Origin of the sequence: Anatilimnocola aquadivae (genome assembly GCF_049819085.1) — a bacterium.
Taxonomy (GTDB): domain Bacteria; phylum Planctomycetota; class Planctomycetia; order Pirellulales; family Pirellulaceae; genus Anatilimnocola.
Window position 1 is genome coordinate 4,262,688 of sequence record NZ_CP187419.1, and the last position, 13,246, is coordinate 4,275,933.

At 59.1% G+C, this 13,246-nt stretch carries 13 protein-coding genes; 10 read left to right on the forward strand and 3 right to left on the reverse strand.

The window, feature by feature from the left end; genetic code table 11:
- Window positions 1–55 precede the first annotated feature (55 nt).
- The 3 genes from NA78x_RS16910 to NA78x_RS16920 are packed head-to-tail and all read right to left on the reverse strand — an operon-like array spanning window position 56 to window position 2,434.
- Complete coding sequence (locus tag NA78x_RS16910; RefSeq protein WP_425613546.1) at window positions 56–829, reverse strand: SDR family oxidoreductase; 774 nt, start codon at window positions 827–829, stop codon at window positions 56–58.
- An 8-nt stretch (window positions 830–837) separates the two neighbouring features.
- On the reverse strand, window positions 838–1,320 hold the full coding sequence (locus NA78x_RS16915) for a cyclophilin-like fold protein (RefSeq protein WP_425613547.1): 483 nt from the start codon (window positions 1,318–1,320) through the stop codon (window positions 838–840).
- 25 nt (window positions 1,321–1,345) lie between these two features.
- The gene (locus NA78x_RS16920; RefSeq protein WP_425613548.1) at window positions 1,346–2,434 is read right to left on the reverse strand and encodes an alpha/beta hydrolase; all 1,089 of its coding nucleotides are present in this window, start codon (window positions 2,432–2,434) and stop codon (window positions 1,346–1,348) included.
- A 258-nt stretch (window positions 2,435–2,692) separates the two neighbouring features.
- Here NA78x_RS16920 and NA78x_RS16925 point away from each other — a divergent pair, with 258 nt between their 5' ends.
- The 10 genes from NA78x_RS16925 (at window position 2,693) to NA78x_RS16970 (ending at window position 13,238) form a co-directional block, all read left to right on the forward strand.
- On the forward strand, window positions 2,693–3,568 hold the full coding sequence (locus NA78x_RS16925) for an AraC family transcriptional regulator N-terminal domain-containing protein (protein ID WP_425613549.1): 876 nt from the start codon (window positions 2,693–2,695) through the stop codon (window positions 3,566–3,568).
- Window positions 3,569–3,921: 353 nt separating this feature from the next.
- The gene (locus NA78x_RS16930; protein ID WP_425613550.1) at window positions 3,922–4,551 is read left to right on the forward strand and encodes an RNA polymerase sigma factor; all 630 of its coding nucleotides are present in this window, start codon (window positions 3,922–3,924) and stop codon (window positions 4,549–4,551) included.
- Between the two features lie 41 nt (window positions 4,552–4,592).
- On the forward strand, window positions 4,593–7,931 hold the full coding sequence (locus NA78x_RS16935; RefSeq protein ID WP_425613551.1) for a protein kinase domain-containing protein: 3,339 nt from the start codon (window positions 4,593–4,595) through the stop codon (window positions 7,929–7,931).
- Between the two features lie 58 nt (window positions 7,932–7,989).
- Window positions 7,990–8,955, forward strand: coding sequence for an alpha/beta fold hydrolase (locus tag NA78x_RS16940; RefSeq protein WP_425613552.1), 966 nt, complete (start codon window positions 7,990–7,992; stop codon window positions 8,953–8,955).
- 32 nt (window positions 8,956–8,987) lie between these two features.
- On the forward strand, window positions 8,988–9,707 hold the full coding sequence (locus NA78x_RS16945) for an SDR family NAD(P)-dependent oxidoreductase (protein ID WP_425613553.1): 720 nt from the start codon (window positions 8,988–8,990) through the stop codon (window positions 9,705–9,707).
- 32 nt (window positions 9,708–9,739) lie between these two features.
- Window positions 9,740–10,552, forward strand: coding sequence for a VOC family protein (locus NA78x_RS16950; protein WP_425613554.1), 813 nt, complete (start codon window positions 9,740–9,742; stop codon window positions 10,550–10,552).
- A 2-nt stretch (window positions 10,553–10,554) separates the two neighbouring features.
- Window positions 10,555–11,142 (forward strand): hypothetical protein, encoded by a 588-nt coding sequence (locus tag NA78x_RS16955; protein WP_425613555.1) that lies wholly within the window; start codon window positions 10,555–10,557, stop codon window positions 11,140–11,142.
- Complete coding sequence (locus tag NA78x_RS16960; RefSeq protein ID WP_425613556.1) at window positions 11,139–12,191, forward strand: NAD(P)-dependent alcohol dehydrogenase; 1,053 nt, start codon at window positions 11,139–11,141, stop codon at window positions 12,189–12,191. The genes NA78x_RS16955 and NA78x_RS16960 overlap by 4 nt, the downstream gene beginning before the upstream one ends.
- Window positions 12,192–12,222: 31 nt before the next feature.
- Window positions 12,223–12,513 carry a putative quinol monooxygenase gene (locus NA78x_RS16965; RefSeq protein ID WP_425613557.1) on the forward strand — a complete coding sequence of 97 codons (291 nt, stop codon included), beginning with the start codon at window positions 12,223–12,225 and terminating at the stop codon, window positions 12,511–12,513.
- A gap of 50 nt (window positions 12,514–12,563) precedes the next feature.
- A complete protein-coding gene (locus NA78x_RS16970; RefSeq protein ID WP_425613558.1) occupies window positions 12,564–13,238 on the forward strand; it encodes a type 1 glutamine amidotransferase domain-containing protein in 675 nt (224 codons plus the stop codon).
- Window positions 13,239–13,246 lie beyond the last annotated feature (8 nt).

The window sequence follows — 13,246 nt, forward strand, 5'->3', positions numbered from 1 at the left end:
CATTCAAGAAGGCCAGGCCGAGGTATGTTGTCCTTGTTCAAAGGCTCGTTGAGCTTCACTGAACAGTTTGGCCGCCGTCCACTACCATTGCATGGCCAATCACAAAACCCGCCCCGTCGGAACAGAGCCACATGACAGCCGCAGCAATCTCTTCGGGAGTGCCCATGCGCCCGACCGGCTCCTCCGAGATGACCTTCGCACGGCCTTCGGAGGTGCCTCCTGTGAAACGCCCCATCATCGGTGTGTCGATGTAGCCAGGGCAGATGGCATTGATGCGGATCTTCTGTGCGGCGTAATCAAGGGCTGCTGCCTTGGTGAGGCCAATCACGCCGTGCTTCGCGGCGGTGTACGCCGGGCTCCCCTTGATGCCGATGACGCCCGCGCCTGACGACGTGTTGACGATCGCGCCGCCGCCTCCATGTTTGAGGATTAGTGGAATCTCGTGCTTCATGCACAGGAACATGCCGCGAAGATTGATGTCGAAGATCCTGTTCCACTCCTCCTCGTCGTACTCCGCTGTTGGAGCCGGAGCTCGTGGCTCGATACCCGCGTTATTGAACGCGAAGTCCAGCCGTCCGAAGGTGTCGGCGGTCTTGGTCAGGGCCGCTTTCACCTCTTCGCCCTGGCTTACGTTGCACCTGACTGCGAGCGCCCGCCCGCCTTGTTGCTCGATAAGGCGGGCCGTCTCTTGGTTGCCCTGCTCCGACACATCAGCGGTGACGACACTGGCTCCCTTACGGGCGAATGCCAGCGCCGACGCGCGGCCGATACCGCTAGCGCCGCCAGTCACAAACGCCACCTTGCCGCTGAAGTCCAAATCACTGTTCACGGTCGCACCTATTTTTCTAATTCGAACGCCACTGTCACGTCTGCCGAACCGACCGCGGCCTCCAGCCCGGAAGGATCTTCAATTCGTCCAAGCCGCGTATAGCGATACGATGACTTGAACATTTTGTAAAAAACAACCAGCGTGTCGTCTTGCCAAAGCATGAGATCGCCATTTTGGATCGTTCCAGGGCTTTCCTCCTTTTTTGGAAGCGGCTCGGACAGCGAACCGTGTTTCTCGTTGCCGTTCAGTTCGCTCATTTTTAGCGTCAATGGTAGCTTCTCCTTAAGCTTGGCCGCTGCCGCAGTGTCCGCGAGAGTCGCCGTGAATGTTTTGGAGCCGATTTTGATGTTCATCTTCCCAATAGACTCCTTGCCAGGTTGAGCACTGCCGCCCGCGGAATTCGCATTTTGAGCAGGTACACTCCTGCCGCAGGCGGCGCTCCCGAACAGCACGCCGGCGACAAGAACGATAATTACTTTTGATTTCGACATGCGTCCTCCAAGTCTCGTGGCTCACTTATTTCAAATGTTCCTTGAAAAACTTCGTGAGCTTATCGAAGGGAATTAGATTCACCCGATCGTACAAATCGACGTGTCCAGCGTCGGGTACAACGAGTAACTCCTTCGGTTCGCCTGCACGCTCGTAGGCGTCCTCGCTGAACTCCTTAGAATGGGCCGTGTCGCCAGTGATAAACAGCATAGGTCGGGGCGAAATCGTCTCGATGTCGTTGAACGAGTAGAAGTTCATGAATTTCACGTTGCTAGAAAGCGTCGGGTGAGTGGTAAGTTTCGGCGACGAACCTTGCGGCGTGAACTCGCCTCTTGGAGTGCGATAGAAGTCGTAGAACTCGCGCTGGATCGGATGGGTCTCGGCAGTGAGCTCATGCTCAGTGCCGCTGGTGTATTTCGTTTCACCGCCGGTGAACTCGATATAGCGCTGTTCCGCTGCGGCTGCAATGAGTTTCTTGCGCTGCTCTACCGTTTGGGAACGGTTCAGTGCGTTCCGGTTGGCCGCGCCCATGTCGTACATGCTGACCGTGGCAATGGCCTTCATGCGCGGATCAATCTTGGCCGCACTGATGACAAAGCTCCCGCTGCCGCAGATGCCGAGAACCCCGATCCGCTCACGATCAACAAATGGGCGAGTGCCGAGGTAATCCACCGATGCACTAAAATCCTCCGCGTACATATCCGGCAAAACAGCGTTACGAGGCTGACCTTCGCTCTCGCCCCAGAAGGACAGATCGAGAGATAATGTCACGAATCCCTGTTCTGCCAGTTTCGTGGCGTATAGGTCTGCGCTTTGTTCCTTCACAGCGCCCATTGGATGACCAACAATGATCGCGGCATGTTTGACGGCCTCGACCGCACCCTTTGGCATGAACAGGTTGCCCGCAACCTTCATCTTGTATTGGTTGGTAAAGGATACTTTCTGTGCGGTGACCATTCCACTCTTGTAGAAATTGGCTGCTCCTGGCGCCATGTCTTGAGCCTCCACGGTGGTTGCACGGATTAGAAACCCTGCCACAAGGGCGAGTACAGTTCGGAACAACAGGCTTCGCGCGCCAAATGCGGCGAAGCGGTAACCATTCTCAGTAAGATTCATCGCTGCTCTCCTTGATTTTGCGTGAAACCGGCCGCAACTATTGGGCCAGTGAGCTTCCAGGCGACCGCTTCCACGAAGTCAGCATCGCCCAAGCTCTTTCATTCCAAAAGAATCTTAGGGATGCTCGCTCGAATAGCGGTAGAACGATGCTCCGGCGAGATTGCCTAATCCTCTATGACTTTGCGCGGCTGCCAGAGCCAGCGAGAAATCTAACCGTAGAATAAGGGAGTCCCGATCGTTTCTCGGAGGGTTACCAACGTGAGCTTTGATAAACTGGCTTCGTTCATCGAACGACACATTCACGAAGATGGCGAGTATGAAACCGCCATTCCCGAGTTGGCTCTCTACCGGGCATCGTCCGTCACGGAGCACAATGCCTCGACTTACGTGCCGTGCCTGTGTGTCGTCGCGCAAGGAGCTAAGGAAATAGTCCTCGGTGGTGAGCCATACCGCTATGACCCCTCGCAATCGCTGCTCGTCTCAATTGATCTACCGGCGACCTCGCGAGTTGTCGAGGCTTCGCCAAAGCGGCCTTGCCTGGTCGCCCGAGTTAACCTGAATCTCGCCGTGGTCGGGGAAATGCTCGCGGAGCATGCAACTGCTCCAACATTGAAACCTGGTCGAGCACTTGCCTTGGCCCCAATGACTCCACCGCTGCAGGATGCCGTTGAACGCTTAGTCGCGCTGCTCAGAACGCCTGAAGATATCCGACCGCTGGCTCCGCTGATCCTCCGAGAAATCATTTATCGACTGCTGACTGGGCCCCAGGGTTCGCGCCTCCGTCAGATTGCCTCCACTGGCGCGCCGGCTCATCGAATATCGAAGGCGATCATGTGGCTCAAAGACCACTTCACAGAGCCCCTTATCGTCGAAGAGCTTGCTGGACGAGTCGGCCTGGCTCCCTCAACGCTGCACTTGCACTTCAAGAACATCACAGCAATGAGTCCCTTGCAATATCAGAAGCAGCTGAGGCTTCAAGAAGCTCGGCGGCTCCTGCTTGCCGAGTCGCTAGACGCCGCTAGCGCCGCCTATCGAGTGGGATACGAGAGTCCGTCGCAATTCAGTCGTGAATACAGACGAATGTTCGGAGCACCGCCGCGACAAGATGTGGCAGCCGTTAAGATCGGAACTTGATTTCTCGTCCGCATACGACCCAGCTGCATGGCTAGCCAATGTGCCTCGGTCACATCGTCCTCGAATGCGAACAGCGGCGTGTCGGACCGAAGCACGGTCCGGCGTGCGTAGCGCAAAAATAGACGACCTAGTTCGTTTTCAAGGTAGCAGATGGGTTGTTTTCCCCTGGCTAGAATGGTAATTATCTCGTGAAACAAACCCTTAGTGCAGTGACGTAATACCTAGCAGTCGTGGTTGTGCGGTTTGCTCTTCTCCCCCGGCGTTACGAGTAAATTGCACATGAGAACGGCATTCCGAATCCTTGAGCGGTGCAGGCGGGCACCTCGTGAGGTGAATGCTCGCGGAGTTCGATCATGCCTGACGATAATACCACCGCCGTTGTGCAGCGCTACTTGGGAGAGCTGGAAGGCGATTCGCCGGCTGAACCCATCGTGCGCCAGATGCTGGATCGGTCCGTGCTGCGATTGCAGCGACTTTGCGCTACGTTGCTGCATCGCGATTACCCGCGTTTGACCCGTTCGCCTCTGCAACTACAGACCGACGAATTGCTGAGCGCCGTCGTCGAGCGCCTGCTGAAGGCTTTGCGGGAGGCCCGCCCTCAAACAGTGCGAGAGTTCTTCGCCCTGGCCGGTCAGCACATGCGCTGGGAACTCAATGACCTGGCCCGACGCTTAGATAATCAGCCGACTGCAGCCATGTTGCCCGCCGGGGAGATTCCCACGCCGGCCAGCAGCGACAGCGGTGTATCGCCAAACGGTCGGCGTATGCTCGAGACGATCGACAACCTGCCGGCGGACGACCGCGAGACGTTTGACCTCGTCCGCATCCAAGGGATGACCTATGGCGAAGCCGCGGAGTTGCTGGGAGTCTCTCCCAAAACCGTGCAACGGCGGTTGGATCGGGGCCTGCGGTTGCTGACCGAACAATTGGGCGATCTCGACCCGCGGCCCTCCCTGCCGACGGGGCCCGGCGAAGGCGTTTAGTCGCGCGATGCGAATCCGAACTAGAAACTTGGGATGCTGAAATGCCGGATGATCCCCGAGTGCGTGAACTTCTCGACGAACTGTTCGACCAGAACTCCACTCCCGAGGAGATCTGTGTCCATTGCCCGGAACTGCTGCCTGTCGTCAGCGCCCGCTGGCGACAGATTTGCTGGGCGCGGGCGACGCTCGATGAAATGCTGCTGGTTCCGCCGCACGAGGCCGATACGCCGCAGATGAGCGATGGATTGCCACAAGTGCCGGGCTACGAAGTCGATTCAGTGCTGGGCCAGGGTGGCATGGGCATTGTGTTTCGGGCCAGGCAAGTGAAGCTCAGCCGGTTGGTTGCTTTGAAGATGACACTGGCCGGTTCTTACGCCAGCGAGCACGAGCGGGAACGGTTTCGGCGGGAAGCAGAGACAGTCGCCGCCTTGCGGCATGCGAACGTCGTTCAGATTTTCGATGTCGGCGATTTGGCGGGCCGGCCTTACTTCACGATGGAGTTGATCGAGGGAGGGAGCCTGGCCCAAAGGCAAGCCGGCGTGCCGCAGCCGCCGCGCGAGGCCGCCGCGCTCGTGGCAACCTTGGCGGAAGGTGTGCACGCGGCCCACCAGGGAGGAATCGTCCATCGCGATCTCAAACCCGCTAACATTCTGTTCACGCCTGCGGGCACGCCAAAAATTACCGACTTCGGCCTCGCTCGGCGGATCGCAGGTGGCGCCGAACTCACGCTCAGCGGCGTGCCCCTTGGCACGCCGGCCTACATGGCACCCGAACAGGCCCTCGGCCAGTCGCGCGAGATCGGGCCGACAGCGGACGTCTATGCGCTCGGCGCGATTCTGTATGAACTGCTGACGGGCCGCACGCCGTTCCGCGGCGAGACTCCCACGGAAACGCTCTTGCAAGTGATTCACCACGAGCCAGTACCGCCCAATCGTTTGAATCGCCAGGTGCCGCGCGACCTGCAGACCATCTGCCTGACTTGCCTGCAGAAAGAGCCACGGCAGCGCTACGTTACCGCGGCTGCGCTGGCGGATGATCTGCATTGCTTCCTCAACGGTGAAGCGATCGCGGCGAGGCCCGAAACTTTTCTCATGACGCTAGTGCGGCGCATCAGCCGCCAGCCGGTCTTGGCCACGGCGGTTGCGATCGCAGTCCTCTCGACACTGGCCTTCGCGGGCGGTGGTCTGTGGCTCCTCTCCGACCGTTCGGCAAAAGCCCAAGCTGCGCACGGCGACGTGCGCGATATGGTTCGCTACTTGAACGAGTCTTCCTGGCAAGCCGCAAGCGCTGCGCGTGATCGCGCCGAGGGACGACTGGGGATTCACCTGCCGGGGGATTTGCGACAGTCCATCGATCAAGGGAGTCGGGATCTCAAGTTGGCAGCTCGTTTGGAAGAATTCCAGTCGGAGGGGCTCGAAGCGACGTCGGGAGGTGTCCCCTTCACATCCTACGACACCAAGTTCATGAACGCGTTTCGAGCCGCGGGACTGGGAGCGTTCGCTGACGAACCGGAAGTTGTGGCCCGCCGAATCCGTGAATCCAACATTCGCGATGCGCTACTCGCCGCGCTCGAACGCTATTCCATCTTCATTTATCCGAAAGACGTGGCCCGCGGCTCGTGGGCGTTACAGGTCAGCAGTCAGGCCGATCGCGATCAATCCGCGTGGCGATTACGGGCCCGCGACATCAAGGTCTTAAAAGATCGCGCAGCCGTCAAAGAGCTGATTGCCACTCGGCCGGCAACAGACCCAGCGATGATTCCACTCTTCACCCTGGAAGTGTACGTGAGCGACCAGCAACTCCCGCTGGCGGATCGTCTTGCCCTCATGAGGCAACTCTACCAGGGGCATTCCAGCGACTTTTATCTCAACTTGCGACTGGGAAGTTTGCTGCGTCAGAACGGATTGAATAGCGAGGCACTCGGCTACATGCAGGCGGCCACGGCACTGCGACCGCAGTCGGCCGTCGCGCATTGGCACTTCGGTTGCGTTCTGTGGGATGTGGGGCGGCGCGAAGAAGCGGTGGCAGAGTTTCGCCGCGGCACGGAGCTCGATCCGACGAACGATTTCCACCATCAGCACTACGCGCGTCACCTGTCGCTCAGTGGACGACACTCCGCCTCCATCGAATACCTCCGCGGCATCCTGCCGACCAGGTCGCAATCAGCAATCCTGCATACCGAACTCGGTTTGTGCCTGGACCGCCAGGGCCCAGAGACCGATCCGCTCGCGTGGTTCACCAAGGGCGTGGAACTCGATCCGACGCTGCAAGACTCTCAAAAGGCGCTGCGCGACTATTTGCTGAAGCGCGGAAAGTTGGAGAAACTGCAAACCACGTGGCAACTCTCGCTCGCTAAGGACGCGGCAAAATACTCCGCCTGGTATGGCTATGCCGAGTTGTGCCTCTTTCTTGGCAAAGAGGAAGAATACCGAAACGCACGCCGGGAGATGTTGAAGCGATTCGGCGGGACCAAGGACCCGCGCTTTGCCGAACAGGTGAGCCGGTTGAGCCTGCTGATGCCCGTAGCGGGAGAAGAGTTGGCGACCGCGGTGTCTCTCGCCGAACGGGCACTTTCTTCCAAAACGGCCAAGACGGGAGGTTTCCATTCCTACTATCTCTTCGCGCGCGGCCTCGCTGAGTATCGCCAGGATAAATTCGACGCAGCAATCGCCACGATGAAAGGAGATGCATCGCGCGTGCTCGGCCCTGCGCCGCGATTGGTGCTCGCGATGGCGCTGCACCGCAGCGGCAAAGAACAAGAAGCTCGCCACACGTTGGCAGCGGCAGTGTCGTCGCACGATTGGCGGCTGCAACATTGTAAGACGCAGGATGCCTGGATCTATCATGTGCTCCGCCGCGAAGCCGAGCAGTTGATCCTGCCAGATCTGGCGGCATTCCTGGCAGGTAGTTACCAGCCTCAGGACAACGATGAGCGACTAGCGCTGACCGGCATTTGCCAGTTCAAGGAACGGAATGGAGTGCTCGCCCGCCTTTACGAAGAAGCGTTTGCTGCTGACCCCAGCCTGCTCGGGTCGGCGAACGGCTATCGATATGCCGCTGCGAAAGCAGCTGCAAGCGCTGGATGCGGCCGTGGATCGGATGCTGCGGGCCTCCGAAATATAGAGCGGTCGACGTGGCGCGGACAAGCGCTTGAGTGGCTTCGTCAGGAGCTCGCCGTCCGCCGCCATGCGCTCGACCAGAGCAACGAGCAGATACGGACAAAAACGTTGCAGGGCCTGCGGCAGTTTCAAACCGACGACGAACTAGCGGGGCTGCGCGAGGCGAGTGAGCTAGAGAAACTGCCGCCCGCAGAAAGAAAAATCTACCTGAGTTTTTGGGCCGATTTAACCACGGTTTTGGGGGAAACGAAAAGCCCTTGAGTTGTCGAGCGAAAATCGTGTCCACCCTGAACGCTTAGTAATCGTACTGGAGGACAACATGAATCGCTTGATGATATTGAATTGGCTGTTGGTTTTGCTTCTGGCGCTGGCAACGCAGGCTACTGCCGCCGATCCGCACTCCGTGAAGGTGCAGCACAAGACTACCAAGGTCGGCGACCTGGAGATCTTCTACCGCGAAGCGGGGCCCCAAGATGCGCCCGCCATCTTGCTGTTGCACGGCTTTCCGACCAGTTCGCAGATGTTTCGGAATTTGATTCCGGCGCTAGCCGACAAGTATCGCGTGGTTGCTCCCGACTATCCGGGCTACGGTCACAGCTCGATGCCATCGCGGGATAAGTTCACCTACTCGTTCGACAACCTGGCCAAGGTCATCGATGAGTTCACCGCCCAGGTCGAGCTCAACAAGTACGCCCTCTATGTGCAGGACTATGGCGCGCCGATCGGTTATCGTCTCGCCTCGGCACGTCCTGAACGGATCACCGCCATCGTCGTGCAAAACGGCAACGCCTATGACGAGGGGCTGGCCAACGACTTTTGGAAACCCGTAAAGGAGTATTGGAAAGAACCGGCGAGCAAAGAAAAACGGGATGCACTGCGCGGCCTGCTCACCTATGAAGCGACGAAGTGGCAGTACACACACGGACTGAAGCAGCCGGAGTTCGTTAGCCCCGATGGCGCGGCTCACGATCAGTTTCTGCTCGACCGCCAGGGGAACGATGAAATCCAGCTCGACATGTTCCTGAGTTATGGCAGCAATCCGCCGCTGTATCCGAAGTGGCAAGAGTATTTCCGCAAGCATCAGCCCCCCATGCTGATCGCTTGGGGCAAGAACGACCAGATCTTTCCAGCCGAAGGGGCTGAACCTTACAAACGCGATTTGAAAATGCTCGAGTTTCACTTGCTCGACGCCGGCCACTTCGCGTTGGAATCGCAGGGGGACGAAATCGCCCGCCTGATGCGAGAGTTTCTCAGCAAGCATGTTGCTGGCAAGTCGTCTCGGTAGTTTTGAACTTTACGCACGAAGGAACCTGGCCCATGAGACTTCAAGGCAAAGTAGCGCTCGTCACGGGTGCAGCGAGCGGCATCGGTCGCGCGGTGGTGGAATTGTTCGTGAACGAAGGCGCAACGGTGTTCGCTGGCGACATCAAGTCGCCTGGGCAGGCTTATCCGCGCGGTGTGGAGGCAATTCCGCTCGACGTGACGTGCGAAGCGCAATGGTCCGCGGCCGTGGCGGCGATCCTTCAAAAAACAGGTCGCCTGGATGTGCTGATCAACAACGCCGGCATCATCGCCTATGAACCGCTGCACGAACTGAGCATGGAAAACTGGCACAAGATGATCGCGGTCGATCAGACCGGCGTCTTTCTCGGCATGCGCGAGGCGGTGCGCGCGATGGTCAAGCAGAAGTCGGGATCGATCGTCAACATCTCGTCGATTTGGGGCACGACTGCGGTCAGCGGCGCGCATGCCTATCACGCGGTTAAAGGCGCGGTGCGGGTCATGTCGAAGAATGCCGCGATGACGTATGCCGAGAATGGCATTCGCGTGAATTCGATTCATCCGGGCTTTATCGACACGCCTCTGACGCAGTCGCAAGCGGCGGACCTTAATGAAGCCGTCATTGCCGCCACGCCGATGAAACGGGGCGGCAAGCCGAGCGAAATCGCTTTCGGCTGTCTGTTCCTGGCCTCCGACGAAGCGAGCTACGTCACGGGCGCTGAGCTCGCGATCGATGGCGGTTACCTCGCGCAGTAGCGCAAGTTCTCTTCTTCCCACAGGAGCAGGCCATGACTGATCGACAGAAACCCGAGAACACCGATTTGGACCGCCGCGCACTCCTCAAGACCACGGGAGCTGTGGCGATTGGACTCGCTGCTTCGTCCGCGCTGGCGAACGCAACTGCGGCGGATAAAAAATCGCTCGGCGCGCGATTGCAGGGGGTGCAGCACTTCGGCTTGACCGTGCAGAACATGGATCGCGCCTGCGAGTTCTACACCGAAGTCCTCGGCGGCACCGAGATCATGCGCGACGGCGACTTTCAGGGGGAGCGGATTCACAACACGCTGCTGACTGATCAAGAGATCGAAGCCCGCGCCCGCCGAGTGAATCCGCGGACGCTGGGAATTCCCGATCTGCGAAATGGTGCGCAGCGTCTCGATGTGCGGTTCATTCAGTTCGACAACGTGGTGATCGAACTGCTGCAGTATCGCGATGCGGAGCAGCCGGCTGGCAGCGGCGCGAGTTTCGCCGAACCGCTCGATCACATGAGTCCGGCTTTCCCGCGGATGATGCACATCTGCTTTCATCTGCGCGACGATGTCGATTTCAACCAGTTCATCGCCGATCTGGAAGCCGAGTCGGCGCGACGCGGCATGAACCAGGTCCGGTCGAACCGCACGGTTACGGTGACGTCCGAAACAGCCCGACAGAAAACGCCGCTCGATACTAACAGCAACGGCATTACCGAAGGCAAATCGAACGGCTGGCGGCTGATCTACTGCAAAGGGCCCGAAGGCGAACAGTTGGAGTTCGTGCAGGCACTCGGGCCGGTGAAAAAAGTGTTCGATGATGCGCTCGCAGCCCGGAAAAAAGGGAATTGAACATGAAGAGCATCCGCGGTCGGGAATATAAGTCGCAAATGCTGTTGTTTGGCGTCCCCTTGGTTCACATCGCCACGGGCCGCGATCCGGCAACCGGCAAAAAACGCATCGCCAAAGGAGTCATTGCGGTGGGAAACATAGCCGTCGGTTTCCTGGCCATCGGCGGCGTGGCGGTGGGTGGCTTGACCATCGGCGGAGTTTCTCTCGGTTTGATCTCACTAGGTGGACTCAGCATCGGCGCACTCGTGGCCCTCGGCGGTTGCGCTTTGGGCGGTGGCTTGAGCGCCGGCGGCTTTGCCGTCAGCGCGATTGCAGCCGGCGGCATGGCGGTGGGCTATTTTGCGATCGGTGGTGGCGCGGCGGGCATGCACACCGTTTCAGCGATGGGCGTTGACCCTGTGGCGAAACAACTTCTCCAGCCGTGGTTGCTGCCCTGGAATGAACAGGGACCGCTGCTCGCCATCTTTTGCCCAACGGCGAGTCTCATTACTTCGCTGATCCTGCTGATCGTCTTTCTCGTGAGAAGCAGCGGACCAGCGGAAGAACACCTGTCGTACTTCGTTCCTCCGCACGAAAGGAAAGTCACATGAAAGCCGCTCGCATTCGCGCGTACAACCAACCGCTCGTGCTCGAGGAAGTGCCCGTCCCCGAGATTGGTCCGGACGAAGTTCTGGTGCAGGTTCGCGCGTGCGGCATGTGCCGCTCCGACGTGCAGCTGCTGGACGGTTACTTTCGCCCTTACAACGACATCCCGACGCCAATCATTCCGGGGCACGAAATCACCGGCGTCGTGCACGAGATCGGCAACCTAGTGCCGAAGACCGCGCTGCAAGAAGGTGATCACGTCGTGGTCGCGCCCGGCTGGGGGGACGGCACCTGCCGGCATTGCCAGGTCGGCAATACGCACATTTGTCCGAATGTCCGCTGGCCCGGCTTTGGTCCGTATGGCGGGTTCGCCGAGTACATTCCAGTGCCTGCTCGTTATCTCATCAAGGTCGATCAGCGTTTGCCGTTCGAACAACTCGCGCCGCTCACCGATGCCGGCCTGACTCCCTATCGCGGCATCAAGAAACTCCGCGACGCCCGCGCGCTGGGACCGAACCGTATCTTGGGCATCTTCGGCATCGGCGGCTTGGGAAGTTACGCCGTCCAATATGGCAAGTTGCTGGGGGGCGGCGCGACCGTTGTGGCCTTTGCCCGTAATCTGGAAAAGCTCGCCGTCGCCAAGGAGTATGGCGCCGATCACATCATTGCCATTCGCGACAAATCACCGGCCGAGATTGCGAACGAACTCCACCAGGCCACGGGGCAGAGCGACCTGGACGCGATCATCGATTGCGCCGGCGCGCCGGATATGATGCAACTGGCCATGGGCCTGCTCGGCATCAGTGGGCACTATGTCGATGTCGGATTGGTCGGCGACCGGATCGATGTCCCCCTGCTACCCCGAGTCAACCGCGAACAAACAATCCACGGTTCGTACTGGGGCAACAATCTCGACTTAAGCGAGGTTGTTGCCCTCGCCGCGCAAGGCAAAATCCTGCACACCATCAAGCCGATCCGCTTCGAGCAGATTAATGAGTACCTCGAACTGCTCCGCGCCGGCGAGGTCGTTGGCCGCGCGGTCGTGAGCTTCTAAATCTTTCCGTACCGAGAGGTGGGAGACCGAAATGGAACGGGCTGTAATCGTCAAATGGATAATCAAGCCGGCTGAGGTTGAGCGTATCCTCGCCCTTTTGCCAGAACTCGCCGAAAAGACGCGCGCCGAAAAAGGGAACCTGCACTATGCGGTCTACCAATCGGATGCGGACCCCAGCGAGCTGTTTTTAGTCGAGAAGTATGTGGATGCAGATGCGGCCGACGCTCATCGCCAATCCGAGCACTATCAGCGTCTCGTGGCCACAGGCATCCTGCCGCACCTTGCCGTACGCGAGGTGACCTGCGTTAAAGCGTTGCAATAGCCCGGTTGCCGCCGGCGAATCAATCCGCACTCCTTTAAGGAATGAACGTCATGTCGAAGAAAGTACTCATCATTGTTTCCAACGCGCACGAGATCGGCCCGGCCCATCGTCGCACTGGTAATTTCTTACCCGAAGTGGCCCATCCGTACGCAGAGTTCGACCGCGCGACGTATCAGATCGATTTTGCCAGTCTCACCGGAGAAACGCCGTACCTGGATGCGCTAAACTTGGCCGGCGATCCCGACAACCTCGCCTTCCTCGTCGGCCAGGGTTGGGCCGACATGCAAAAGGCGAAGAAACTCGCGGATGTGAACGTCAGCCAATACGACGCGATCTTCATGCCCGGCGGACTCGCGCCGATGGTCGACATGCCCGAGCATCCACTGCTGAAAAAAGTCATCCAGCAAACTTGGGAACGCCACGCCGTTGTCGGCGCAGTGTGTCATGGGCCGGCGTCGCTGCTCAACGTGAAGCTCCACGATGGCTCCTATCTGCTTCAAGGCAAAAACGTCTCCTCCTTCACCAACGACGAGGAGAAGAACTACGCCCGGGCCGACGTGCCGTTCCTGCTGGAAACGGCGCTGACCAATCAAGGCGCGATCTTTCATAAGACCGGGCCGTGGGCGGACTTCAGCATCGCCGATGGCAACTTGGTCACCGGTCAGAACCCAGCGTCTGCCAAAGGCGTGGCTGAGAAAATGATCAAGATTCTTGCAGCCCAGTGAGATCGTAC

Bases quoted from the DNA above. Each gene is read 5' to 3' on its own strand.
- NA78x_RS16915 (WP_425613547.1), bottom strand. From the start codon at position 1,320: ATGTCGAAATCAAAAGTAATTATCGTTCTTGTCGCCGGCGTGCTGTTC.
- NA78x_RS16920 (WP_425613548.1), bottom strand. From the start codon at position 2,434: ATGAATCTTACTGAGAATGGTTACCGCTTCGCCGCATTTGGCGCGCGA.
- NA78x_RS16930 (WP_425613550.1), top strand. From the start codon at position 3,922: ATGCCTGACGATAATACCACCGCCGTTGTGCAGCGCTACTTGGGAGAG.
- NA78x_RS16935 (WP_425613551.1), top strand. From the start codon at position 4,593: ATGCCGGATGATCCCCGAGTGCGTGAACTTCTCGACGAACTGTTCGAC.
- NA78x_RS16940 (WP_425613552.1), top strand. From the start codon at position 7,990: ATGAATCGCTTGATGATATTGAATTGGCTGTTGGTTTTGCTTCTGGCG.
- NA78x_RS16945 (WP_425613553.1), top strand. From the start codon at position 8,988: ATGAGACTTCAAGGCAAAGTAGCGCTCGTCACGGGTGCAGCGAGCGGC.
- NA78x_RS16950 (WP_425613554.1), top strand. From the start codon at position 9,740: ATGACTGATCGACAGAAACCCGAGAACACCGATTTGGACCGCCGCGCA.
- NA78x_RS16955 (WP_425613555.1), top strand. From the start codon at position 10,555: ATGAAGAGCATCCGCGGTCGGGAATATAAGTCGCAAATGCTGTTGTTT.
- NA78x_RS16960 (WP_425613556.1), top strand. From the start codon at position 11,139: ATGAAAGCCGCTCGCATTCGCGCGTACAACCAACCGCTCGTGCTCGAG.
- NA78x_RS16965 (WP_425613557.1), top strand. From the start codon at position 12,223: ATGGAACGGGCTGTAATCGTCAAATGGATAATCAAGCCGGCTGAGGTT.
- NA78x_RS16970 (WP_425613558.1), top strand. From the start codon at position 12,564: ATGTCGAAGAAAGTACTCATCATTGTTTCCAACGCGCACGAGATCGGC.